Source organism: Nocardioides sp., from assembly GCF_024509035.1.
GTDB lineage: Bacteria > Actinomycetota > Actinomycetes > Propionibacteriales > Nocardioidaceae > Nocardioides.
This window is the reverse complement of sequence record NZ_JANINT010000277.1, coordinates 1-23,378: the sequence shown is the minus strand read 5'-3', so window position 1 is coordinate 23,378 and position 23,378 is coordinate 1. Positions and strand designations below refer to the sequence as shown.

The 23,378-nt window shown below is 71.0% G+C and carries 22 protein-coding genes and 1 tRNA gene; 15 read left to right on the top strand and 8 right to left on the bottom strand.

The window, feature by feature from the left end; genetic code table 11:
* On the top strand, positions 1 to 925 hold a 925-nt coding region (locus Q0L15_RS18700), incomplete at its 5' end, for an AMP-binding protein (RefSeq protein ID WP_296605992.1).
* Between the two features lie 35 nt (positions 926 to 960).
* Here Q0L15_RS18700 and Q0L15_RS18695 read toward each other — a convergent pair.
* Complete coding sequence (locus Q0L15_RS18695; protein WP_296605989.1) at positions 961 to 2,172, bottom strand: hypothetical protein; 1,212 nt, start codon at positions 2,170 to 2,172, stop codon at positions 961 to 963.
* Positions 2,173 to 2,311: 139 nt separating this feature from the next.
* Positions 2,312 to 2,396: transfer RNA gene (locus Q0L15_RS18690), tRNA-Leu, on the bottom strand.
* Positions 2,397 to 2,476: 80 nt separating this feature from the next.
* Here Q0L15_RS18690 and Q0L15_RS18685 point away from each other — a divergent pair.
* Complete coding sequence (locus tag Q0L15_RS18685) at positions 2,477 to 3,823, top strand: M20/M25/M40 family metallo-hydrolase (RefSeq protein ID WP_296605987.1); 1,347 nt, start codon at positions 2,477 to 2,479, stop codon at positions 3,821 to 3,823.
* Positions 3,824 to 3,833: 10 nt separating this feature from the next.
* On the opposite strand, the gene Q0L15_RS18680 is transcribed toward Q0L15_RS18685, so the two are convergent.
* The 3 genes from Q0L15_RS18680 to Q0L15_RS18670 all read right to left on the bottom strand — a co-directional run bounded on the left by Q0L15_RS18680 (position 3,834) and on the right by Q0L15_RS18670 (position 6,330).
* On the bottom strand, positions 3,834 to 4,994 hold the full coding sequence (locus Q0L15_RS18680) for an SGNH/GDSL hydrolase family protein (RefSeq protein ID WP_296605985.1): 1,161 nt from the start codon (positions 4,992 to 4,994) through the stop codon (positions 3,834 to 3,836).
* A gap of 150 nt (positions 4,995 to 5,144) precedes the next feature.
* A complete protein-coding gene (locus tag Q0L15_RS18675; RefSeq protein ID WP_296605984.1) occupies positions 5,145 to 5,363 on the bottom strand; it encodes a DUF5703 family protein in 219 nt (72 codons plus the stop codon).
* Between the two features lie 19 nt (positions 5,364 to 5,382).
* A complete protein-coding gene (locus Q0L15_RS18670) occupies positions 5,383 to 6,330 on the bottom strand; it encodes an aldo/keto reductase (protein WP_296605982.1) in 948 nt (315 codons plus the stop codon).
* Between the two features lie 89 nt (positions 6,331 to 6,419).
* Between Q0L15_RS18670 and Q0L15_RS18665 the strand changes: the two genes are divergently transcribed.
* Entirely contained in the window at positions 6,420 to 7,244 is an 825-nt protein-coding gene (locus Q0L15_RS18665) for an undecaprenyl-diphosphate phosphatase (protein ID WP_296605981.1), read from the top strand.
* A gap of 1 nt (position 7,245) precedes the next feature.
* Here Q0L15_RS18665 and corA read toward each other — a convergent pair whose 3' ends face one another.
* Positions 7,246 to 8,217, bottom strand: coding sequence for a magnesium/cobalt transporter CorA (gene corA, locus Q0L15_RS18660; RefSeq protein WP_296605979.1), 972 nt, complete (start codon positions 8,215 to 8,217; stop codon positions 7,246 to 7,248).
* 32 nt (positions 8,218 to 8,249) lie between these two features.
* Between corA and Q0L15_RS18655 the strand changes: the two genes are divergently transcribed.
* From Q0L15_RS18655 to mshC, 4 genes are all read left to right on the top strand, one after another.
* Positions 8,250 to 8,978, top strand: a complete 729-nt coding sequence (locus tag Q0L15_RS18655; RefSeq protein ID WP_296605978.1) for a histidine phosphatase family protein — start codon at positions 8,250 to 8,252, stop codon at positions 8,976 to 8,978.
* A gap of 183 nt (positions 8,979 to 9,161) precedes the next feature.
* Positions 9,162 to 9,740 (top strand): DUF3090 domain-containing protein, encoded by a 579-nt coding sequence (locus Q0L15_RS18650; RefSeq protein ID WP_296605976.1) that lies wholly within the window; start codon positions 9,162 to 9,164, stop codon positions 9,738 to 9,740.
* Positions 9,737 to 10,531, top strand: coding sequence for an SCO1664 family protein (locus Q0L15_RS18645; RefSeq protein WP_296605974.1), 795 nt, complete (start codon positions 9,737 to 9,739; stop codon positions 10,529 to 10,531). The genes Q0L15_RS18650 and Q0L15_RS18645 overlap by 4 nt, the downstream gene beginning before the upstream one ends.
* A 24-nt stretch (positions 10,532 to 10,555) precedes the next feature.
* Positions 10,556 to 11,803, top strand: coding sequence for a cysteine--1-D-myo-inosityl 2-amino-2-deoxy-alpha-D-glucopyranoside ligase (mshC, locus tag Q0L15_RS18640; RefSeq protein ID WP_296605973.1), 1,248 nt, complete (start codon positions 10,556 to 10,558; stop codon positions 11,801 to 11,803).
* A 160-nt stretch (positions 11,804 to 11,963) separates the two neighbouring features.
* On the opposite strand, the gene Q0L15_RS18635 is transcribed toward mshC, so the two are convergent.
* Complete coding sequence (locus Q0L15_RS18635; RefSeq protein WP_296605971.1) at positions 11,964 to 12,812, bottom strand: PAC2 family protein; 849 nt, start codon at positions 12,810 to 12,812, stop codon at positions 11,964 to 11,966.
* A 176-nt stretch (positions 12,813 to 12,988) separates the two neighbouring features.
* Between Q0L15_RS18635 and metH the strand changes: the two genes are divergently transcribed.
* The 8 genes from metH (at position 12,989) to Q0L15_RS18595 (ending at position 22,542) form a co-directional block, all read left to right on the top strand.
* On the top strand, positions 12,989 to 16,702 hold the full coding sequence (gene metH / locus Q0L15_RS18630) for a methionine synthase (protein WP_366939605.1): 3,714 nt from the start codon (positions 12,989 to 12,991) through the stop codon (positions 16,700 to 16,702).
* A gap of 254 nt (positions 16,703 to 16,956) precedes the next feature.
* Positions 16,957 to 17,775, top strand: coding sequence for a transporter substrate-binding domain-containing protein (locus Q0L15_RS18625; RefSeq protein ID WP_296605968.1), 819 nt, complete (start codon positions 16,957 to 16,959; stop codon positions 17,773 to 17,775).
* Positions 17,776 to 17,779: 4 nt separating this feature from the next.
* Positions 17,780 to 18,433, top strand: a complete 654-nt coding sequence (locus tag Q0L15_RS18620; RefSeq protein WP_296605966.1) for an amino acid ABC transporter permease — start codon at positions 17,780 to 17,782, stop codon at positions 18,431 to 18,433.
* Positions 18,434 to 18,438: 5 nt separating this feature from the next.
* Positions 18,439 to 19,218, top strand: coding sequence for an amino acid ABC transporter ATP-binding protein (locus Q0L15_RS18615; protein WP_296605965.1), 780 nt, complete (start codon positions 18,439 to 18,441; stop codon positions 19,216 to 19,218).
* A gap of 69 nt (positions 19,219 to 19,287) precedes the next feature.
* Complete coding sequence (locus Q0L15_RS18610; RefSeq protein WP_296605963.1) at positions 19,288 to 19,956, top strand: HAD family phosphatase; 669 nt, start codon at positions 19,288 to 19,290, stop codon at positions 19,954 to 19,956.
* Between the two features lie 129 nt (positions 19,957 to 20,085).
* Complete coding sequence (locus Q0L15_RS18605) at positions 20,086 to 20,508, top strand: hypothetical protein (RefSeq protein WP_296605961.1); 423 nt, start codon at positions 20,086 to 20,088, stop codon at positions 20,506 to 20,508.
* Positions 20,509 to 20,566: 58 nt separating this feature from the next.
* Positions 20,567 to 21,904, top strand: coding sequence for a histidine kinase (locus Q0L15_RS18600; protein ID WP_296605960.1), 1,338 nt, complete (start codon positions 20,567 to 20,569; stop codon positions 21,902 to 21,904).
* Positions 21,901 to 22,542 (top strand): response regulator transcription factor, encoded by a 642-nt coding sequence (locus Q0L15_RS18595; RefSeq protein ID WP_296605958.1) that lies wholly within the window; start codon positions 21,901 to 21,903, stop codon positions 22,540 to 22,542. The genes Q0L15_RS18600 and Q0L15_RS18595 overlap by 4 nt, the downstream gene beginning before the upstream one ends.
* 113 nt (positions 22,543 to 22,655) lie before the next feature.
* Here Q0L15_RS18595 and Q0L15_RS18590 read toward each other — a convergent pair.
* On the bottom strand, positions 22,656 to 23,378 hold a 723-nt coding region (locus Q0L15_RS18590), incomplete at its 5' end, for a PD-(D/E)XK nuclease family protein (RefSeq protein ID WP_296605957.1).

The following is a 23,378-nucleotide window of genomic DNA, read 5'->3' as shown; positions in this document are numbered from 1 at the left end:
CAAGGCCGCGCTCTTCGGGTGGGCGTTCGGCGTCGGCGACCGGGCGGCCCGCGAGCGCCTCGAGGGTGTGCGGCCCTCCCGTGCCCTTCGGGTCCAGCACGCGCTGGCCGACCGGCTGGTGCTGCGCAAGATCCGCGACCGGCTCGGAGGGCGGATCCGCTTCCTGGTGTCCGGGAGCGCCGCGCTGTCGCCCGACGTCGCCCAGTGGTTCCATGCGGCGGGTCTCCTCGTGCTCGAGGGCTACGGACTGACCGAGACCAGTGCCGGGACGTGCATGGTGCTCCCGGACGACCCGGTGTTCGGCTACGTCGGTCGGCCGCTCGAGGGCACTGAGGTCCGGATCGGTGTCGACGGCGAGATCTTCGTGCGCGGCCCCGGCGTCATGCGCGGCTACCACCACCTGCCGGAGGCGACCGCCGAGGTGCTCAGCGACGACGGCTGGTTCGCCACCGGCGACGTCGGCGAGATCGACGCGTCCGGCCGCCTGCGGATCACCGATCGCAAGAAGGACCTCATCAAGACCTCGGGCGGCAAGTACATCGCGCCCCAGGCCATCGAGATCATCTTCAAGGCCGTCTGTCCGCTCGCCAGCCAGATGATCGTGCACGCCGACGGCCGCAGCTTCGCCACGGCGCTGATCACCCTCGACCCGGAGGCCCTGCAGCAGTGGGGCCGCGCGGAGGGCCTGCCGGCCGACGACTACGCGTCGCTCGCGGCGAGCGCGGAGGTGGAGCGCTATGTCGCGGCCTGCATCGAGGAGCTGAACGGTCGGCTGAACCGGTGGGAGACGATCAAGAAGTTCCGCATCCTCGACCATGACCTCTCCGTGGAGAACGGCGAGCTCACGCCGAGCATGAAGGTCCGGCGCAAGATCGTCGAGACGACGTACCGTGACCTCATCGACACGATGTACGCCCCGGCCTGACGATCCGTAGGAGCGTCAGGGTCCAGCGTCAGGGGCTACGACAGGCAGCCCGCGGAAGCGCCGACGCGCTGCATGCCGGTGAGGTCGCCGGCCCCGAAGCGGATGTTGCCGCTGTGGGCCGTGCCGTACATGACCTGCACGGATTCCGACGCGTGCCCGAGGCCGAGGGCGTGCAGGATCTCGTGGAGGCTGATCTGTCCCCACCCGGACCGGTCGAAGCCACCGGGCAGGACATGGCCGTTGTCGAGGACCAGGAAGCCCCGCGTGATGCGGACCCGGACGTCACCCCAGTTCGCGGTCCAGCCCGACCCGCCGCCGATGCCGACGACGTTGCCGGCCAAGCCGGGCAGCTCGCCGGCGTCGGCCCAGCCGATCACGATGTCCGCGCGGTCCTCGGGGAACGCCGCGTCCTTGATGTCGCCGAGATAGCGCCACGTGGTCGAGCCGACGTAGGAGAACCGCAGACCCGACGCGCCGGCGATCTTGGCCATCGCCTGCTGCATGTCGGCTAGCGCTGGGTAGCCCTCAGCCGCGGGGTTGTACGCCCACCGGATCACCTGGCAGGGGTTCCAGCGCCCGCCGCCGGTGAAGAGGTAGGTCCAGTCGGAGGCGGATCCGAGGCCGACATACCCGGCGGGCAGCAGCTCGGGGTCGTCGTAACCCGGGGTCTGGTCGACGGGCGGAGGCGGCTCGGTCGGCGAAGGGCCCGGCGTGGGGTCGGGCGTGGGGTCCGGCGTGGGGTCGGGGGTCGGCGCGACGACGGTGACGGTCAGCGGCGAGGTGCGTGCGGGACGCAGTCCGCGGTAGCCGGGCGCATCCACCCGCAGCACGCGGGCCCGGGCCTGGTCGCCGGCGGAGACGGTGAAGCCGAACTCGCCGTACGGCGACGTCCGGGTGCGCTGCACCAGGACCCAGGAGCGCCCCACCCGCTCGCTGAGCACCACCGGCCGCGCCACGCGGCCGCGGCGGGTCGCGGTGGTCGCCGTACCGGCCACGTCGAACGTGGTGCCGGTCGCGGCCGTGTCGGGTGCCGTCGCCGCGATCGCGTAGCGGCGTCGGGTGCGCATCTCGTCGGCCACCACGACCGACTCCGCGTGCCCGGCGCTCACGGCACCGCCGACGGCACCGGGGTCGGCGGGTGTCGAGGCTGCGACGACGGGGGCGACCAGGCCCGCGGTGAGCAGGGCGCCGCACAGCGTGGAGGCGCCGAGTGCCGCGGCGCGGCGGTCGGTGCGGGAGCGGGGCATGACCTTCATTCCTCGTTCGGGGACTCACGGTCTCCTTCGGCAGCCGAGCGAGGAGCCTGAGGCGACGAGGGCGATGACGCCATGGCCTGCGAAACGCAGAAGATCCCGCCCCAGCACGCTGGGACGGGATCCTCGTCGGTGTCCGAGGGGGGACTTGAACCCCCACGCCCTATACGGGCACTAGCACCTCAAGCTAGCGCGTCTGCCAATTCCGCCACCCGGACGAGTGCGGGTGGAACACTAGCAAAGGGTCGAGCGAAGTTCCGCATCGGCACCCGCCCTGCGGCGGTGACATGCTGGGGCCATGACGGACCCCGCCCTGGACCCCACCGTGGAGCCTGCTCCGGACCCGGCTCTGGACCCGGCTGCCGAGGTGGTCGAGCTGTGCCGTGAGCTGATCCGGATCGACACCTCCAACTACGGGGACCAGGAGGGACCGGGGGAGCGCAAGGCCGCCGAGTACGTCGCGGCGCTCCTCGACGAGGTGGGTATCGAGTCGCGCCTGGTGGAGTCCGAGCCGGGCCGCACGTCCGTGCTGGCGCGGTGGGGCGGATCCGCGGACGACCGGGGTGGGCTGCTGCTGCACGGCCACCTCGACGTCGTACCGGCCGCGGCCGAGGACTGGCAGGTCGACCCCTTCGCCGGCGAGGTGCAGGACGGCTACGTCTGGGGCCGCGGCGCGGTGGACATGAAGGACTTCGACGCGATGCTGCTGTCGGTCGTCCGGGCCCGCCAGCGCGCCGGCCGGGTCCCCGAGCGGCCGATCACGCTGTGCTTCACCGCCGACGAGGAGGCCGGAGGGCACCGCGGCGCGCAGGTGCTGGTCGACGAGCACGCCGAGGAGCTCGAGGGCTGCACGGAGGCGCTCGGCGAGGTCGGCGGGTTCAGCGCGACGGTGCGGGGACGGCGGGTGTATCTGATCGAGGCGGCCGAGAAGGGGATGGCGTGGATGCGCCTCACCTCGCGCGGCACCGCAGGGCACGGGTCGATGATCAGCACCGACAACGCGGTGACCCGGCTCGCGGCGGCCGTGGCGCGCATCGGGGCGCACGAGTGGCCGGTGCGGCTGACGCCGACGATGCGCACGCTGCTGGCGGCCGTCGGCGAGCTGGCCGGCACCGAGGCCACGCCGGACAACGCTCCTGCGCTGATCGAGGAGTTCGGTGGCGCGGCCCGGATGCTCGGGGCGGTGATCCGCAACACCGCCAACCCCACGATGCTCGACGCCGGCTACAAGGTGAACGTCATCCCCTCCGAGGCGACCGCCCACGTCGACGGCCGGTTCCTCCCGGGCTACGAGGACGAGTTCTTCGCGACGCTGGCCGGGCTCGCGGGCGAGGGCGTGAACATCGAGCACGTCAGCCACCAGCAGCCCTGGGAGACGCCGTACGACGGTGACCTCGTCGACGCGATGACCCGCGCGATCCTGGCCGAGGACGAGGACGCCCTGGTGGCGCCGTACCTGATGAGCGCCGGCACCGACGCCAAGCACTTCCGTCGGCTCGGGTTGCGCTCCTACGGATTCGTGCCGCTGCGGCTGCCCGACGACCTCGACTTCACGGCACTGTTCCACGGTGTCGACGAGCGGGTCCCGGTCGACGCGCTGGAGTTCGGCGCGCGGGTCTTCGACCGCTTCCTCGACCAGGCCTGATCAGGCCTGATCAGGCGTCGAAGGGTCCGCCGGCCGCGAACGCGCGCGCGGCGAACCGCTCGGCGACGAGGCGATGGGTCTCGGCGTCGGGGTGGAGCTGGTCGGGGAGCGGGTGCACGTCGTGGTCGCCCGCGCCGTACAGCTCGAGCCCGTCGAGGTGGTGCAGGTGAGGGTCGGTCGTCGCGCGCTCGCGGACGATGCTCGCGAGCTCCGCGCGGATCCAGCTCAGCGTGAGCAGGTCCGACTCGGCTGCCGCGGGGTCGCCGAGTGCGACGAACCGGAGCCCGCCCCCGGTGAGGTCCGGGGCGCTGGGGCCGGGGGTGTGCTCGTGGATCGGGCAGCAGAGGGGCGAGACCACCAGCAGCGGTGTGGCGGGGTGCCCGTCCCGGATCGTGTCGAGCCAGCCGTGCACCGCGGGGCCGAAGACGCGCCGCCGCACCAGGTCGTGGTTGACCAGGTTGATGCCGATCTCGAGGCTGATCAGGTCGGCGGCGGCATCGCGGAGCGTCCGAGCGACGAAGGGGTCGAGCAGGGCGCTGCCGGCGAACCCCAGGTTCACGAGGTCGACGCCGCCCGCAGCCGCGGCCAGCGCCGGCCAGGTCGACGACGGACCCGCTGCGGCCGACCCCTGGCTGATCGAGCTGCCGTGGTGGAGCCAGACCCGTCTGTTGCTCGATCGCGCGGCCTCGACCGGGGCGTCGGTGCGCAGCGCCAGCAGCTCGACGGCCTCGGTGTAGGGCAGCCAGAGCTCGACGTCCTTCGCGCCCGGCGGGAGCGCGTCGAAGGCCACCACACCCACGTCGCCCGTCCGGAGGTCGTGCGCTCCGGTGGTGAGGTCGATGGTGAGGAGATGGCCCCCTGTGGACGTCGACCGGGCCACGAGGCGGCCGTGGACGACCAGGTCGTAGACGCCGTCCGGCGGCCCCGCGAGGCCGGCGTACGTGACCTTGGTGGCGAGCACCTCCAGCTCGATCGCCGTGGCGGTCGTGCGGAACGCTAGACGCACGCCCGACGGCTGGGCCTCCGCCATCGCCAGCTGCTCGTCCGGCCACTGCGTCCTCGCCCACGCCGGCAGCCGGTGCGGCCGCACCCCGCGCTCGGTGGCCTCGAGCTCGATGGCGCCTCGCACCAGCTCGGGGGTCACGGGTGTGACGATCCTCGGCCTGCTCATGCCCTCACCCTCGCTGTCCCGGCCGGCCGCGGCCACCGGCCGCCCGGAAATGCTGCGGTTTGGTCACCAACGACATGAGATCCCCGCTCGGAGATGTCGTTGGTGACCAAACGGCAGAACTCCGTGCGCACCCGTGGCGCGCTGACGGCCTCAGGCGGTGCGGACGGCGCGGATGATCTTGCGGCGCAGGACGACGCGACGGGTGCCGTCGGCGGTGATCCGCACCCGGTCGAGCTCCCAGCCTCCGTGCTCGGCACGCTCGACGAGGAGCTTGGTCACGACGTTGCGGGAGAACTCGCGCGAGAACGTCACCTTGTCGAACTCCCACTCCACTCCGCGCGTGAGGGGTCGGCGCAGGACACTGCTCATCGTCGGCTCCTTCCGTGGGTCAGTCGGCGGACACGTCGTCCAAGGCAGCGGTGATCTCGGCCGGCAGGCTCAGCTCCTCGACGCCGAGCGCGCCGCGCAGCTGCGCGGCGGTGCGCGCGCCCACGACGGGGGCCGTCACGCCGGGCCGGTCGCGCACCCAGGTGAGGGCGACCTCGAGCGCGCTCCAGCCCAGGCCGTCAGCCGCGCGGGCCACCGCCTCGACGATGCCGGCCGCGCGCTCGTCGAGGTAGGGGTTGACGAAGTTCGCGAAGTGCGCCGACGCCGCCCGCGAGTCCGACGGCGTGCCGGTGCGGTACTTGCCGGTCAGCACGCCGCGGCCCAGGGGCGACCACGGCAGCACGCCGAGCCCGAGTGCCGCGGCGGCGGGCAGCACCTCCTGCTCGACGGCCCGGTTGAGCAGGGAGTACTCCACCTGGGTGCTCGCGAGCGGGGTGCGCCCGGGGACGGCGCGCTGCCAGGTCGCGGCCTGAGCGGTCTGCCAGCCGGAGTAGTTCGAGATCCCCACGTACGACACCCGACCGCTCTGCACGGCGGTGTCGAGCGCGGCGAGCGTCTCCTCGAGCGGCGTCTCGTCGGACCAGATGTGCACCTGCCACAGGTCCACGTGGTCGACCCCGAGCCGTCGCAGCGAGGCGTCGAGCGTGGCGAGCAGGTGGCCTCGGGACGTGTTGTACTCCCGGCCGCCGCGTCGCGCGGTGATGCCGGCCTTGGTGGCGATCACGAGCTCGTCGCGCGCGACGACGTCGCCGAGCAGGCTGCCGATCAGCTCCTCGGAGGCGCCGTTTCCGTACCCCGCCGCGGTGTCGATCAGGGTGCCGCCGGCCTCGACGTACGCCGTCAGCTGGTCGCGAGCCTCGTGCTCGTCGGTGTCGCGGCCCCAGGTCATCGTCCCGAGAGCCAGCCGGGACACGGTGAGGCCGGTCGAACCGACGCGCCGCTGCTGCATGGCGACAAGGTAATAGGCGACACCACGCGCACCCGCAGCGGCACGCCCAGCGGACGGACAAGGAGTTGCGGCGCCGTAGAGTTCCGGCCGTGGTGGACTTCCTCCAGGCCGTCGTGCTCGGCCTCATGCAGGGGCTGACCGAGTTCCTGCCGATCTCCAGCAGCGCGCACCTGCGGATCTACCCGGAGATCTTCGGCTGGGGCGACCCCGGCGCGGCCTTCACCGCGGTGATCCAGATCGGCACCGAGCTCGCCGTGCTGCTGTTCTTCCGCCATGACATCTGGCGCATCGGCAAGGCCTGGGTGCTCTCGCTGTTCCGGCCGGAGTACCGCGGCCACCTCGACGCCCGGATGGGCTGGTTCATCATCACCGGCTCGCTCCCGATCGTCGTGCTCGGCATCGCGCTCAAGGACGTGATCGAGCGCGACTTCCGCAGCCTGTGGCTGATCGGCACGACGCTGATCGTGCTCGGCCTGATCCTCGGTCTCGCCGATCGGATCGGTGGCACCGACAAGACCATCAAGCAGATCTCGCTGCGCGACGCCATCCTGATGGGCTTCGCGCAGGCCGCCGCGCTGATCCCGGGCGTCTCCCGGTCGGGGGCGACGCTGTCGATGGGCCGGCTGCTCGGCTACGAGCGCGAGGCGGCGACCCGCTACGCGTTCCTGCTGGCGATCCCGGCGGTGATCGGCGCCGGCCTCTTCGAGCTCAAGGACGTCCCCGACGGCGACAACCTCTACGGCTGGGGGCCGACGATCGTGGCGACGATCGTGTCGTTCGTGGTCGGGTACGCCGCGATCGCGTGGCTGCTGCGCTACGTGACCACCCGGTCCTACGCGCCGTTCGTCCTCTATCGGGTGGCACTGGGAGCCGCGACGCTCGTGCTGGTCGCGACCGGCACCATCGCCGCCTGACCTAGAGCCAGCCGGACTTCTTGAACAACACCCACAGCCCAGCGGCGACCGCCGCCATCAGGCCGAGCGCGAACGGGTAGCCATAGGTCCAGTCCAGCTCGGGCATGTGCTGGAAGTTCATGCCGTAGATCCCGGCGATCAGCGTGGGGACCACCACGAGCGCCGCCCCCGCGGAGATCTTGCGCATGTCGTCGTTCTGCCGGACCGAGATCTGCGCCAGGTAGGCGTCGAACGCGGTCGAGAGCAGCGCGTCGAGGGAGTCCACGGTCTCCGCCGCCCGGGCCAGGTGGTCCGCGACGTCCCGGAAGAACGGCGCCGACTCGTCGGAGACCGTCGGCACGTCGCCGCCCGCCAGCCGGGCCAGCGGCTCCCGCAGCGGCAGCACCGCTCGGCGTACCTCGGCGAGCTCGCGCTTGAGCACGTAGATCCGGGCCGAGTCATGGGTGCGGTCGTCCGAGAACACCGACGCCTCGATCTCGTCGACGTCCACGATCAGCTCGTCGACGACGTCGAGGTACTCGTCCACGACCCGGTCGAGCACCGCGTAGAGGACTCCGCCGGGTCCGTGGCTGAGGACCCGGCGGCTGGTCTCCAGCTCCTCCCGGGCCGAGTGCAGCTCGTTGCCGCGCCCGTGGCGGACCGTCACGACGAAGTCCTCGCCGACGAAGATCGCGATCTCGCCGGTCTCGACGGCGTCCTCCTCGTCGACGTACCAGAGCGTCTTGAGCACCATGAACACGCTGTCCTCGAAGCGCTCGAGCTTGGGCCGCTGATGGGCCTTCACCGCGTCCTCGACCGCCAGGGAGTGCAGGCCGAACACCTCGGCCACCTGGTGGATCTCGTCGGTCGACGGCTCGTGCATGCCGATCCACACGAAGTCCCCGTCGCGGTCGGCCTTGGCCCGCAGCTCGCGCCAGTGCGTGCCGTCCTCCGCCCGCTTGCCGTCGCGGTAGAGAGCACAGTCGACGATCACCTGGCCACCGTAGCCCGATTACAGTCCACGACATGGCAACGGTGATCCTGGTCCGACACGGCCGGACGACGGCGAACGCGTCGGGCGTACTCGCCGGCCGGACGCCCGGGGTGCGCCTGGACGAGACCGGCACGGCGCAGGCCGCCCGCGCAGGCGAGCGGCTCGCCGGGGTCCCGCTCGCCGGCATCGTCAGCAGCCCGCTCGAGCGGTGCCGCCAGACCGCCAGGGCCATCGCGGCGGCCCGTCCGGACGCGCCGCGGATCGCCACCGACCGCGGGATCACCGAGTGCGACTACGGCTCCTGGCAGGGGCGGGCCCTCAAGGAGCTGGCCAAGGAGAAGCTCTGGTCGCTGGTGCAGACCCAGCCGTCGGCGGCGGTGTTCCCCGACGGGGAGTCGATGTCGGCCATGCAAGCGCGGGCCGTCGCCGCCGTACGCCGCCACGACGCGGCCCTCGAGGCCGAGCACGGCTCCGGCGCGGTGTGGGTCGCCGTCAGCCACGGCGACATCATCAAGTCGGTCCTCGCCGACGCGCTGGGGATGCACCTGGACCTGTTCCAGCGCCTGCACGTGGACCCGGCGTCGATCTCGGTGATCCGCTACACCGGGACCCGGCCGTACGTCCTGGCGACCAACACCCACGCCGGCGACCTGTCCTGGCTCGCGCCCGCCAAGCCGAGCAGGCCGGGCAAGCGCTCGAGGACGTCGCGGTCGGTGGACGCCGCGGTCGGCGGGGGCGCCGGCCCTTCGGCCACGTCCTAGGTGACCAAGTCCACGGGGTCGTGCAAGCGAGCGGCGCTCAGCGCCGCGCTGGCCAGGCGCCGGCGCCGGCGCCGGCGCGAAGTCATACCGGGTCGTCTGTCGACGGTTGGGAACGCAGCCAGGGTGGATGCTGAGCGTCGCGCAGCGTGCGAGCCCTTGGGCTTGGGCATCTAGGGTGAGGGCATGCCAGTCGTCCACGGATTCGATCCCCCGGAGCGGTTCGTCGCGGGCACTGTCGGCCCGCCCGGGCAGCGGACCTTCTTCCTGCAGGCCCGCGCCGGGAACCGCCTCGTGAGCGTCGCCCTGGAGAAGCAGCAGGTGCAGGCGCTCGCCGAGCGGGTCGACGAGCTGCTCGACGAGGTGATGGCCACCCAGGTCGGTGGCGAGTCCGTCATCCCGGCACTGGCCCCGCTCGGCCTGGAGGACTCCGACCCCTTGGAGCAGCCGATCGAGGAGGAGTTCCGCGCGGGCACGATGACGCTGTCGTGGGACCCGACCGACGAGCGCGTCGTGATCGAGGTCTTCCCCTACACCGAGGCGGCGGTGATCACCCCCGACCAGCTCGACGAGGACTTCGAGGAGCCCGAGCCCGACGAGGTGTTCCTCGTGCGGCTCCCGGCCGGACCGGCGCGCGCGTTCGTGAAGCGGGCTGAGCAGGTGCTCGAGGCCGGGCGCCCGAGCTGCCCGTTCTGCGGCAACCCGATCGACCCCGACGGGCACCTGTGCGTGCGCGCCAACGGCTTCCGGCGCCGCGATCCGTGACGACGGACCCGGGCGGCCAGGGTCACGGCGCCGGCCCCGACCTCCTCGAGGGCGAGCTGGTGCTGCACGGCCGGGTGATGCCGGCCTCCAACGCGACGTTCGTCGGCGAGATCGAGGGCGTCCGCGTCGTCTACAAGCCGGTGGCGGGTGAGCGTCCGCTCTGGGACTTCCCGGACGGGACACTCGCGGACCGGGAGCGCGCGGCGTACCTCGTGTCCGAGGCGTTCGGCTGGAACGTCGTGCCCGAGACCTGGTTGCGCGACGGCCCCCACGGGCCGGGGATGGTGCAGCGCTGGCAGGAGCCCGACGACGAGCAGGTCGCGGTCACGCTCGTGCCCGAGGGGGAGGTCCCGCCCGGGTGGCGGCACGTGTTCGACGGTCTCGACGGGCACGACCGGCCGATCTCCCTGATCCACGAGGACTCCGCTCCGCTGCGCCGGATGGCGGTGTTCGACGTCGTGGTCAACAACGCCGACCGCAAGGGTGGGCACGTGCTGGAGATGACCGACGGTCACCGGTTCGGCGTGGACCACGGCGTCACCTTCCACACCGACCCCAAGCTGCGCACGGTGCTGTGGGGCTGGCTGGGGGAGGAGCTCAGCGCCGACGAGCTCACTGCGGTGCGGCGGATCGGGGACGAGGCCGGGGGAGCGCTCGGCGACGTGCTCGCCCCCCACCTCAGCGACCCCGAGATCGAGGCGCTGCGCCGCCGCTGCCGGCGCTTCGCCGAGCGCGGAGTCATGCCGTCACCGCACGGCGAGTGGCCGGCGATCCCGTGGCCGCCGTTCTGAGGACGGTCGTCTAGGCTTCGCGGCATGCGAGCCTGGCCCTCCCCGGAGATCCCGACCCTCACGGTGCAGGGACCGCCGGTGACGCTGCACGACACCGCGTCCGGGACCCCGGTCACCACGACGCCGAGCGGCCCCGCGCGCCTGTACGTCTGCGGCATCACGCCGTACGACGCGACCCACCTGGGGCACGCCGCGACGTACGTCGGCTTCGACCTGCTCAACCGCGCCTGGCGCAACGCGGGGCACGACGTGACCTACGTGCAGAACGTCACCGACGTGGACGACCCGCTCCTCGAGCGCGCCGAGAAGGTGCGCGTCGACTGGGTCGAGCTCGCCGAGCGCGAGACCGAGCTCTTTCGCCAGGACATGGCCGCGCTGCGTGTGCTGCCGCCCGACCACTACGTCGGTGCCGTGGAGTCGATCCCGCTCGTGATCGAGCTGATCCAGCGCCTCGAGGAGGCCGGGTCGATCTACCGGGTCGAGGACGACCTCTACTTCTCGGTCACCGCCGACCCCGCCTTCGGCGACGAGTCCGGCTGGGACCGCGACCGGATGCTCGAGATCTACCCCGAACGCGGCGGCGACCCCGACCGCCCCGGCAAGAAGGACCCGCTCGACTGCGTGGTCTGGCGTGGTCGCCGTGACGGCGAGCCGTCGTGGGAGAGCCCGTGGGGACCGGGGCGTCCCGGCTGGCACGTCGAGTGCACCGCCATCGCCCAGCGTCACCTCGGCGGCGCCTTCGACGTGCAGGGCGGCGGGAGCGACCTGGTCTTCCCCCACCACGAGATGTGCGCGGGACATGCACAGGTCGCTGTCCCCGGCACTGCGTTCGCGCAGGTCTACAGCCATGCCGGCATGGTCGGCTACGACGGCGAGAAGATGTCGAAGTCCCGCGGCAACCTGGTGTTCGTCTCCGCGCTGCGCAACAGCGACGTCGACCCGATGGCGATCCGCCTCGCGCTGATGCGCCACCACTTCCGCTCCGACTGGGAGTGGACCGACGAGCAGCTCTGGACCGCCGTCGACGACATCGCCCGGTGGCGCAAGGCACTCGCACTCGGGGCCGGCGCCCCGGCCGCTCCGGTCGTCGAGGAGATGCTCGCGGCGCTCGCCGACGACCTGGACGCGCCCCGCGCGACGGCCGCGGTCGACCGGTGGGTCGCCGCCACCCTGGGCACCGACGGGCTCGCCGACACCAGCGACCCCGACGCCGGCGCCCAGATGCTCTCCGCCCTCGACGCCGCTCTCGGCCTGGCCCTCTGGCTCAGCTGAACGGGGCCGACGTACCGCCCTCGCTGTCGCGCCCGCGCGTCGAGGAGAAGTGTCGTTTGGTCACCAACGACATGCGACCGCGCTCCCGCCATGTCGTTGGTGACCAAACGACATCACTCCCGGGCCCGCGGACCCCGCGCGGGGCAGGGCCCGACGCGTCTCAGTCGTCGCCCTGGCGGCGCTTGAGGTAACGCTCGAACTCGCGGGCGATGGCCTCGCCGGAGGCCTCGGGCAGGTCGGTGGTGTCGCGGGTCTCCTCCAGCGAGCGGACGTAGTCGGCGATGTCCTCGTCCTCCTCGGCCAGCTCGTCGACACCCCGCTCCCAGGCGCGGGCGTCCTCGGGCAGGTCGCCGAGGGGGATGCTGACCTCGAGCAGGTCCTCCAGCTGTCCGATCAGCGCCAGGGTCGCCTTGGGGCACGGCGGCTGGGCGACGTAGTGCGGCACGGCGGCCCAGTACGACACCGCGGGGACGTCGACGCGCATGCAGGCGTCCTGGAACACCCCGACGATGCCGGTGGGCCCTTCGTACGTCGACTGCTCGAGCTTGAGCCGGTCGACGAGCTCAGGTTCGGTGGCGGTGCCGGTCACGGGGATCGGCCGGGTGTGGGGCGCGTCGGCCAGCAGCGCGCCGAGCGTGACGACGAGCTCGCCACCGAGGTCGTCGCAGGCCGCGAGGACCTCGGCGCAGAACTGCCGCCAGCGCATGTTCGGCTCGATCCCACGGATCAAGATCACGTCGCGGTCGAGGTCCGGGGGAGACGCGACGGCGATCTGGGTGCTCGGCCAGGTGAGCCGGCGGTGACCGTTCTCGTCGGTGCCGACGACGGGTCGGTTGACCTGGAAGTCGTAGAAGTCCTCCGGGTCGACGGCGCCCACGATCCGAGCGCCCCACACGCGGATCAGGTGGTCGATCACCGAGGAGGCGGCGTCGGCGGCGTCGTTCCAGCCCTCGAACGCGGCGATCACGACAGGGTCCACCAGGTCCGGGACGTCCTCGAGCTCGATCACCACTCCAGCCTAATGCGGACATGACCGGCGCGAGGATTTCCGGCCGGCCGCGCCGCGGTGTCACGATCTGGATGTCCGGTCCGACCCGTGGACACGCTTCCTACGCTGGAAACACGCCACCAGCCGGTGGTCGAGAGGAGTCCGCGTTGTCTTCGTCCCAGTCACTGTCGCCGCGCCTGCGCCCCGATCTCACCGAGGAGCTCACCCGAGCGCTCGGTGAACGCATCCTGGTGCTCGATGGCGCGATGGGTACGGCGATCCAGCGGGACCGGCCCGACGAGGCCGGCTACCGGGGCGAGCGGTTCAAGGACTGGCCGAGCGACCTCGTCGGCAACAACGACCTGCTGACCCTCACCCAGCCCGAGATCATCGCCGGCATCCACCGCGAGTACCTCCAGGCCGGCGCGGACATCATCGAGACCAACACGTTCAACGCCAACGCGGTCTCCCTGGCCGACTACGGCCTCCAGGAGCTCGCCTACGAGCTCAACCGGGAGGCCGCCCTCCTGGCGCGACGCGAGGTCGACCAGGTCGCCACGGCAGCGCGGCCGCGCTACGTCGCGGGCGCCCTCGGGCCGACGACCCGCACTGCGTCGATCTCCCCGGACGTCAACGACCCCGGCGCGCGCAACGTCACCTACGACGAGCTCGTGGCGGCCTACCTCGACGCCGCCCGTGGCCTCGTCGACGGCGGCTCCGACCTGCTCGTCGTCGAGACGATCTTCGACACCCTCAACGCCAAGGCCGCGATCTTCGCCGTCGAGACGCTGTTCGAGGAGCACGGCCGCCGGTGGCCGGTCATCCTCTCCGGGACGATCACCGACGCCTCCGGACGCACCCTGTCGGGTCAGGTCACCGAGGCGTTCTGGAACTCCGTGCGCCACGCCCGACCGTTGGCCGTGGGCCTCAACTGCGCGCTCGGCGCCAAGGAGATGCGCCCCTACATCGCCGAGATGTCGCGGGTCGCCGACACGTTCGTCTCCTGCTACCCCAACGCGGGGCTGCCCAACGCCTTCGGTGAGTACGACGAGGCCGCGGAGGAGACCGCCGCGGTGATCGAGGAGTTCGCCACCGCCGGGTTCGTCAACCTCGTCGGCGGCTGCTGCGGGACGACGCCCGCCCACGTCGCCGCCATCGCCCGCGCGGTCGCGGACAAGCCCGTTCGCGAGCTGCCCGAGGTCGAGCCGGCCCTGCGGCTCTCGGGCCTCGAGCCGTTCGCCGTCCGCGAGGACAGCCTCTTCGTCAACGTCGGCGAGCGCACCAACATCACGGGCTCGGCGCGGTTCCGCAAGCTGATCAAGGACGGCGACTACGACACCGCCCTCACGGTCGCCGCGCAGCAGGTCGACAACGGCGCCCAGGTCATCGACGTCAACATGGACGAGGGCATGATCGACGGCGTCGCGGCGATGGACCGCTTCACCCGGCTCATCGCCAGCGAGCCCGACATCAGTCGCGTCCCGGTGATGGTCGACTCCTCCAAGTGGGAGGTCATCGAGGCCGGCCTGAAGAACATCCAGGGCAAGCCGATCGTCAACTCCATCTCGATGAAGGAGGGCGAGGACGCCTTCCGCGAGCAGGCCCGCCTGTGCCGCAAGTACGGCGCCGCCGCGGTCGTGATGGCCTTCGACGAGGACGGCCAGGCCGACAACCTCGAGCGCCGCAAGGCGATCTGCGAGCGGGCCTACCGGCTCCTGGTCGACCAGGTCGGCTTCCCGGCCGAGGACATCATCTTCGACCCGAACGTGTTCGCGATCGCGACCGGCATCGAGGAGCACGCGTCGTACGGCCTGGACTTCATCGAGGCCACCCGCTGGATCAAGCAGAACCTGCCGGGCGCGAAGGTGTCAGGGGGCATCTCCAACGTCAGCTTCTCCTTCCGCGGCAACAACCCCGTGCGCGAGGCGATCCACGCGGTGTTCCTCTTCCACGCGATCCGCGCGGGTCTGGACATGGGCATCGTCAACGCCGGCGCGCTCGTGGTCTACGACCAGGTGGAGCCCGAGCTGCGCGAGCGCATCGAGGACGTCGTGCTCAACCGCCGTCCCGATGCCGGTGAACGCCTGCTCGAGATCGCCGAGGCGCACAACGTCGCCGGCGAGACCGCCGAGGCCGCCGCCGAGGAGTGGCGGAGCCTGCCCGTGGGCGAGCGGATCACGCACGCGCTCGTGAAGGGTCTCGACGGCTACGTCGAGCAGGACACCGAGGAGCTCCGCCTCGAGATCGCCGCGCGCAACGGCCGCCCGATCGAGGTGATCGAGGGTCCGCTGATGGACGGCATGAACGTCGTCGGCGACCTCTTCGGCGCCGGCAAGATGTTCCTGCCCCAGGTGGTGAAGTCTGCGCGCGTGATGAAGAAGGCCGTGGCCTACCTCATCCCGTTCATCGAGCAGGAGAAGGTCGACAACCCCGAGTACGCCACCGCCAAGGAGACCAACGGCACGATCGTCATGGCCACGGTCAAGGGCGACGTCCACGACATCGGCAAGAACATCGTCGGCGTCGTGCTGCAGTGCAACAACTTCGAGGTGATCGACCTCGGCGTGATGGTCCCGGCCCAGAAGATCCTCGACACGGCCGTCGAGATCGGCGCGGACGCGGTCGGCCTGTCCGGCCTGATCACGCCGTCCCTGGACGAGATGGTCAACGTCGCCGCCGAGATGCAGCGACGCGGCCTCGAGATCCCGTTGATGATCGGTGGCGCCACGACCTCGCGCGCCCACACAGCCGTCAAGGTCGACGGCAAGTACGACGGCCCCGTCGTCTGGGTGAAGGACGCGTCGCGCTCGGTGCCGACCCTGGCCGCGCTGCTCAGCCCCGCGCAGCGTCCGAAGCTGATGGCCGAGATCAAGGACGACTACGACGCGCTCCGCGCCCGGCACGGCACCAAGCAGGAGCGACCGATGGTGTCGCTCGAGGCCGCCCGCGCCAACCGCACGCCGATCGACTGGTCGGCGTACGAACCGCCGGCGCCGCGGGTCCCAGGCATCACCGTGCTCCGCGAGTACGACCTCGCGGAGCTGCGCGACTACATCGACTGGCAGCCGTTCTTCAATGCCTGGGAGCTCAAGGGCAAGTTCCCCGACATCCTCAACAGCCCGGGCACGGGGGAGACCGCGCGCGGTCTCTACGACGACGCCCAGGCCATGCTCGACCGGATCGTCGAGGAGAAGTGGCTGACGGCCAACGCCGTGTTCGGGTTCTTCCCCGCCAACGCCGTGGGTGACGACATCGAGGTCTACGCCGACGACTCGCGCACCGAGGTGCTCACCCGGCTCCACAACCTGCGTCAGCAGGGCGCGCACCGCGACGGCGTACCCAACCGCTCGCTCGGCGACTTCGTCGCACCGCGCGACAGCGGGTTGGCCGACCACGTCGGTGCCTTCGCGGTGACCGCCGGCCTCGGCGCGCTCGACCGGATCATGGCGTTCAAGGAGCAGCACGACGACTACTCCGCGATCATGCTCGAGGCGCTGGCCGACCGGCTCGCCGAGGCGTTCGCCGAGCGTCTCCACCAGCGGGTGCGCACCGAGTTCTGGGGCCATGCCCCCGACGAGGATCTCGACAACGACGCCCTGATCGCCGAGCGGTACGCCGGCATCCGACCCGCCCCGGGCTACCCCGCGTGCCCGGAGCACACCGAGAAGCGGACGCTGTGGGAGCTGCTCGACGTCACCACTGCGACGGGCATCGAGCTCACCGAGGGGATGGCCATGTGGCCCGGCGCCGCCGTCTCCGGGTGGTACTTCAGCCACCCGCAGTCCCAGTACTTCGTGGTCGGCCGGGTGGGTCGCGACCAGGTGGCCGAGTACGCCGAGCGCAAGGGCTGGACGCTGGCCGAGGCCGAGCGCTGGCTCTCGCCCAACCTGGGCTACGACCCCGACGACTGAGCGGGGTCGTAGCCGCGTCGACCGACGCCGGGTAACGAACGCATAACTATCGCCGGCGTCGTCGCAAGCGCCCGAATCCCTTGTGCCGCAAGGGATTCTGCGTTTCGCGTCCCCCTCTGCGCCGCCCGATCGCGGTCATCTGAGCCCGTGCAGGGCCTCGCCCACCCCTCGGCCCTATACCGTCGTCCGCCTGACCGAAGCGAGACTCTCGGACCCGCGCCAGCGCGGGACAGCCGGACGGAGGCAGGACGAAGTTGAGGAACACCCAGAGCAAGATGACGGCCCGACGACGGGCCGGAGCCATCGCAGCGCTGGCGACCGCGGCCCTGGTGGCACTCGCGGGCTGCGGCAGCGACAGCGGGGGCGACGCCACGGCATCCGACGCGCCGCGGCTGATCAACGACGGCGAGCTCGTCGTCGCGATGAGCGGCGAGTTCCAGCCGTTCAGCTACTTCGAGGACAATGAGCTCACCGGGTTCGACTACGACATCGCGGTCGCGATCGCCGACGAGCTGGGCCTGGACCTGAAGACCGAGACCGGCGCATTCGACACGCTGATCCAAGGCGTGAAGAGCAAGCGCTACGACGTGCTCATCGCGTCGATGACGCCCACCGAGGACCGCGACAAGGCGGTCGACTTCACCGACGGCTACTACAGCTCGGGCGCCACGATGTTCGTCGCGAACGACAGCGACTGTGAGGACCCGCGCGAGATGGACTCGCCCAAGGTCGGCGTCGCCTCCGGAACGACGTACCAGACGTATCTGGAGGACGAGGGACTGGCGGGCGAGGTCGTCACCTTCACCTCCGACGTCACGGCGCTCCAGGACGTCGCGGCGGGTCGCCTCGACGGGGCGATGACCGATCGGCTGGTCGGGCTCTACCAGATCGAGAAGGCCGACCGGGACCTCCGGGTCTGCGGCGACCCGCTGTACACCGAGGAACCGGCGTTCGCCGTCGACGAGGGCAACAGCGTGCTCGTAGACCAGCTCAACGAGGCGCTGGGCGCGATCAAGGACGACGGCACCTACGCCGAGATCAGCAAGAAGTGGTTCGGGCAGGACATCTCCTGACGCCATGAGCTTCTACGACTATCTCGTCGACACAGCTCCGATCTTCCTCGAGGCGACGTGGGTGACGCTGCGGCTCACCGCTGTCGCCCTCGTCTTCGCGATGCTGCTCGGGTCGGTGGTGGCGGCGATGTCCATGAGCTCGGTCGCGGTCCTGCGATGGATCGCGACCGGGTTCATCGGCCTGATCCGTGGGACGCCGCTGATCGCCCAGATCTTCGTCCTCTACTTCGGCATCGCCGAGATCATCACCCTCGACAAGTTCTGGGCCGGCGCGATCGCGTTGGGCATCCACAACGCCGCTTACATCGCCGAGATCATCCGGTCCGGCTTCCAGTCCGTGCCTCGAGGGCTGGATGAGGCGTCGCGCTCGCTGGGCATGTCGCGGACCAAGACGCTGCGGCGGGTGCGGGCGCCGCTGGCCCTGCGGGCGATCCTGCCCGTGCTGGGCAGCCAGTTCATCATCGCGGTCAAGGACTCCTCGCTGGTCGCCTTCATCGGCATGCAGGAGCTGTTCCTGACGGCGCGCAACGAAGCGGCTTCGACGTACGAACCGTTGACGATGTACCTCATCGTCTCGCTCTACTACCTGGCCATCGTGCTCGTGCTCACCTTCTTGGTGGGGCGTCTCGAGCACCGACTCAGTGCGCACCGGAGGTGACCGCCATGAAGAACGACGAGACGCCCGGGTCGGCCGACGGCCGCCAGAGCGAGCCGCTGATCGAGATGCGCGACATCGTCAAGAAGTTCGGCCGCACGGTCGTCCTCGACGGGGTCGACCTCGAGGTCCACCGCGGTGAGGTCGTGGTGCTCATCGGACCCTCCGGTGCTGGCAAGAGCACCCTGCTGCGCTGCATCAACGGACTCGAGCGCATCAACTCCGGCACCATCCGGTTCAACGGGCAGGACATGTCCTACCGGGAGAAGGACCTCAACCGGATCCGCAGCAGGATCGGGATGGTCTTCCAGTCCTTCAATCTCTTCCCGCACCTCAAGGTGATCGACAACCTCACGATGGCGCAGGTCGACGTGCTCGGGCGCTCCAAGGACGAGGCCCGGGACCGCGCCGAGAGGCTGCTGGAGCGGGTCGGGCTGCCCGACAAGGCGCAGGCCTACCCGGACAGCCTCTCGGGCGGGCAGCAGCAGCGCGTGGCCATCGCTCGTGCGCTCGCGATGGACCCCGAGGTCATGCTCTTCGACGAGCCCACCTCGGCGCTGGACCCGGAGCTGGTGGGCGAGGTGCTGCACGTGATGCGGGGCCTGGCTGAGGACGGGATGACCATGGTGGCGGTGACCCACGAGATGCGGTTCGCCCGGCGCGCCGCCGACCGGGTCGTGCTGATGGCCGACCACGGGATCGCCGAGGAGGGCACCCCCGAGCAGGTCCTGGAGCACCCGACGAGCGAGCGGGGGCAGGCCTTCCTGGCCGAGCTCACCGACGACTGAGGGCTCGCGTCGGCATGGCTGCGGACCGCCGTACGGCGACGCGTGCAGGCGTGAAACGATCCCCGGGTGATGCCTGCGGCGGTCCTCTGGGACATGGACGGCACCCTCGTCGACACCGAGCCCTACTGGATCGAGACCGAGTACGAGCTCGCCGAGCGGTACGGCGGGCGTTGGAGCGACGCCGACGCGATGAACCTGGTCGGCAACGACCTGATCTCGTCGGGCCTCTACATCCGCCAGCACATGGGCATCGACGTGAGTCCCGAACAGATCGTCGAGGAGCTCCTGGACGGCGTGGTCGCCCGCGTCGAGCGGGACGTGCCGTGGCGACCGGGGGCGGTTGCGCTGCTCGGCCGCATCCGGGACGCCGGCATCCCGTGCGCGCTCGTGACGATGTCCTACGAGCGCTTCGTCGCGCCGATCGTCTCCCACCTGCCTGCCGAGACGTTCCGCGTCGTGGTGACCGGTGACCGGGTGGAGCAGGGCAAGCCGCACCCCGAGCCGTACCTCACCGCCGCCGCGGCACTCGGCCTGCGCCCCGAGGACTGCCTGGCGATCGAGGACTCCAACACGGGTGCGAAGTCGGCGGAGGCCGCCGGGTGCCTGGTCCTGGTCATCGAGAACCACGTCCCCGTCCTGCCGGGCCCGCGGCGGGTCTTCGAGCCGACGCTCGAGGGTCTCGACCTCGCGGCGGTCTGGTCGCGAGGCGCTCCCGGCGACCGTGCCCAGGGGGACTAGTCGGTGACTAGTCATCGGTCCGGAAGGTCCTAGTACCACCGGACAATGGCGAGCCGCACTCGCGGCATCGGAGGATAGGGACATCTCGGGGGGAGCTGTTCCACCTGGATAGGTCCGAAAAGGTTCATCATGCTCGTCCGACGCGTTCCCGCCATCGTGCTCAGCCTCGTGCTGGGTGCAGCGGCCCTTGTCAGTGCTCCTATCGCGCTGGCGAGTGATGGCGGGAACGCAACGGACGTCCAGAAGGATCGCGACACCTGTGGTGCTGGTACATCCACCCGAGCCAAGCTCAAGGTCGGGACACTCGAAGGCAACGACTCCCGCCTCCTGGTCGTCGGCACGGTGTGGAGCAGCGACAGCGACGTCTGGGTCTGGAAGCTCAAGCACAACGGCGAGGTCTCCGACGATGGTCGGGCGCGCGGTGACGAGGAGCAGGACCTGAGCTTCCGGGTCATCCGCACCATGATCAACTTCTACGGCGCCGACGACATCGTGTTCCGAGCCGAGAACCAGCGCACCGGCGAAGTCTGCCGCACCTCGCTGTCGTATTGAGCTCTATCCTGTCTGGAGCCCAGGGAAGGTTCCACGCTTGAGAGTGCTCCGCAGTCCCGTGACGCTCTTTCTCGTCATCGGTCTCCTGACGGCCGCCGCGATCGTCTTCGGCACCAACCGCCTCGCAGCTCGCGCTGCGTCGGACGAGGCGATCGCCGAGGCGCGCAGCACCACCCAGCTGCTCGCCCAGTCGGTGATCGCGCCTGAGTTCCCGCCCGAGCTGGTGCATCTGCAGTCCGACAACGTCACCGGCTACGTGCGACCGCTGGAGAACTTCGATCGCGAGGTGCAGGCGCGACTGCTCAATACCGATCGCCCCTTCCGGATCAACGTCTGGACGCGGGGTGGTCGCCTCATCTACTCCAGCCAGCTCGACGTGCTGTTGCGCAACCTGGACCGCGGCAACAAGCTCGAGCTCGATGACAACCAGCGCACCATCTTGCAACGTGGCGGCGTCGGCTCTGAGATCGCGGACCCGGCGCGCCCCGAGGACCTCGCAGCCGCCGGGACCGAGGGCATGCTGCGCATCTACACACGCTTCGTGACGACCTCCGGGCGAGACACCAGCCCGAAGGCTCAGGCTGCGGCCGGTCAGCCGGTCCTCTTCGAGGCGTACTTCCCGCTCGACGAGCTCAGCAGCCGCAAGGCGCAGATCTTCGCCTCGTTCCGCTGGATCAGCGGAGGGGGACTGGCGCTGTTGATCCTGGTCGCGACCGCGATCCTGGTGGGCCTCACCCGCGAGCTGCGCAAGGGCGCGGCCGAGCGCGAGCGGTTGTTGCGATCTGCGATGGAGGCCTCCGACGCCGAGCGGCGCCGGATCGCCCGCGACCTGCACGACAGCGTCGTCCAGGACCTGGCCGGGACCGCCTTCGCCGTCAGCGCCATCTCACGCAACCCGGACACACCCGAGGACGCGCGTGAGACCCTCGAGGGTGCCGGTTCCTCGCTTCGCTCGAGCCTGAAGTCACTGCGTTCGCTGCTCGCCGAGATCCACCCGCCGGACCTGCGCGCTGACGGCCTGGCCGCCGCGCTCGCCGACCTCACAGCCCCGGCCGGAGCTGCGGGGATGCAGGCGTCGGTGAGCGTCGACGGCGTCGAGACGGCCTCCGACCAGCGCGCCGCCCTGGTCTGGCGGGTGGCGCAAGAGGCGGTCCGCAACGCGCTGCGCCACTCGAGCGCCTCGACGCTCGCGGTCACCGTGCGCGGCGACCAGGGCCGACTCACGCTCGAGGTCGTCGACGACGGAGTGGGGTTCGACCCGGCCGCCGTACGCGATCCTGACCGCTACGGTCTGCGCGGGCTCCGCAGCCTGGTCGCCGACCACGGCGGCACCCTCGACGTACGCTCCGCTCCCGGCGACGGGACCATCGTGCACATGGAGGTCGATGCCCAGTGACCACTCCCGCGACGCCCCCGGACCCGATCCGGGTCGTGCTGGTCGACGACCACGCCGTGATCCGGGCCGGCCTCGAGCAGCTGCTCGCCGGCACCGACGACATCGAGGTGGTCGGCACCGCGGCCAACGGCGCGGAGGCGCTCGACGTCGTCCGCGAGCTCCGGCCCGACGTGGTGCTCATGGACCTGCAGATGCCCCAGGTCGACGGCGTGGCGGCGACCCGGGCGATCATGTCCGAGCGGCTCGGTGTCGACGTCCTGGTGCTGACGTCGTTCTCCGACAGCGAGCGGATCATCGCCGCTCTGGACGCCGGCGCGGTCGGTTATCTGCTCAAGGACGCCGACCCCGAGGACGTGCTCCAGGGCATCCGCGCCGTCAGCCGCGGCGAGTCCCCGCTCCACCCGAAAGCCGCCCGCGCGCTCCTCGGCAACCGTGCCGGGTCGCCCCAGGTGCAGCTGACCACCCGGGAGACCGAGGTGCTGACCCTGGTGCGGGAGGGTCTGGCCAACAAGCAGATCGCCCGACGTCTCGACATCAGCGAGCGCACCGTCAAGGCCCATCTCACCTCCGCGTTCGCTCGCATCGGTGTCGCCGACCGCACCCAGGCCGCCCTCTGGGCCGAGCGCAACGGGCTCTGAGCCCCGCCCGTCATTGACCCGGCGCTCCGACCGGTCGCGGTTTGGTCACCAACGACATACGGGGAGCGCTCCCACATGCGGTTGGTGACCAAACGACGTCCCCGCGGCGCGTGTCAGTCGGCCGCCTCGTCGATCGAGAGATCGGGCGACGGCTCGCGTGCGGGCAGCGGCGGAGGGGTGCCTCCCCAGGCGGGGCAGATCGCGCGATGAGCACACCAGTCGCAGAGTCGGCCCGGGCTGGGGCGCCAGTCACCGGCCTCCTCGGCCCGTCGGATCGCCTGCCAGATCGCCTCGACCTTGCGCTCCGTGGCGAGAAGGTCCTGCTCGTCCGGCACGTAGCGGAGCATCTCGCCGTTGCCGAGGTAGACCAGCTGCAGCATCGCCGGGATGATGCCCCGGGTGCGCCAGATGACCAGGGCGTAGAACTTCATCTGGAACAGCGCCTTGGCCTCGAACATCTCGCCCGGCGAGCGGCCGGTCTTGTAGTCGACCACCCGGATGGCACCGTCGGGCGCCACGTCGATGCGGTCGACGAACCCGCGAAGGAGCAGTCGCGACTCCAGCAGCGTCTCGACGTACAGCTCGCGCTCGGCCGGCTCGAGGCGGCGGGGGTCCTCCAGCGTGAAGTAGCGGTCGAGCACCGCGCGGCAGGACGTCAGCCACTCCACCACCTCGGGACCCTCGCCGTCGGCCGGGAACATCGCGGCGAGCTCGGGGTCCTCGGCGAGGAAGCGGTCCCATGCCGGCTCGAGCATGGCTTGAGCCCGCTCGGGGGTCCGTGCGCAGGCGGGGAGGTCGAAGAGGTCCTCGAGCACCTTGTGCACCACCGTCCCGCG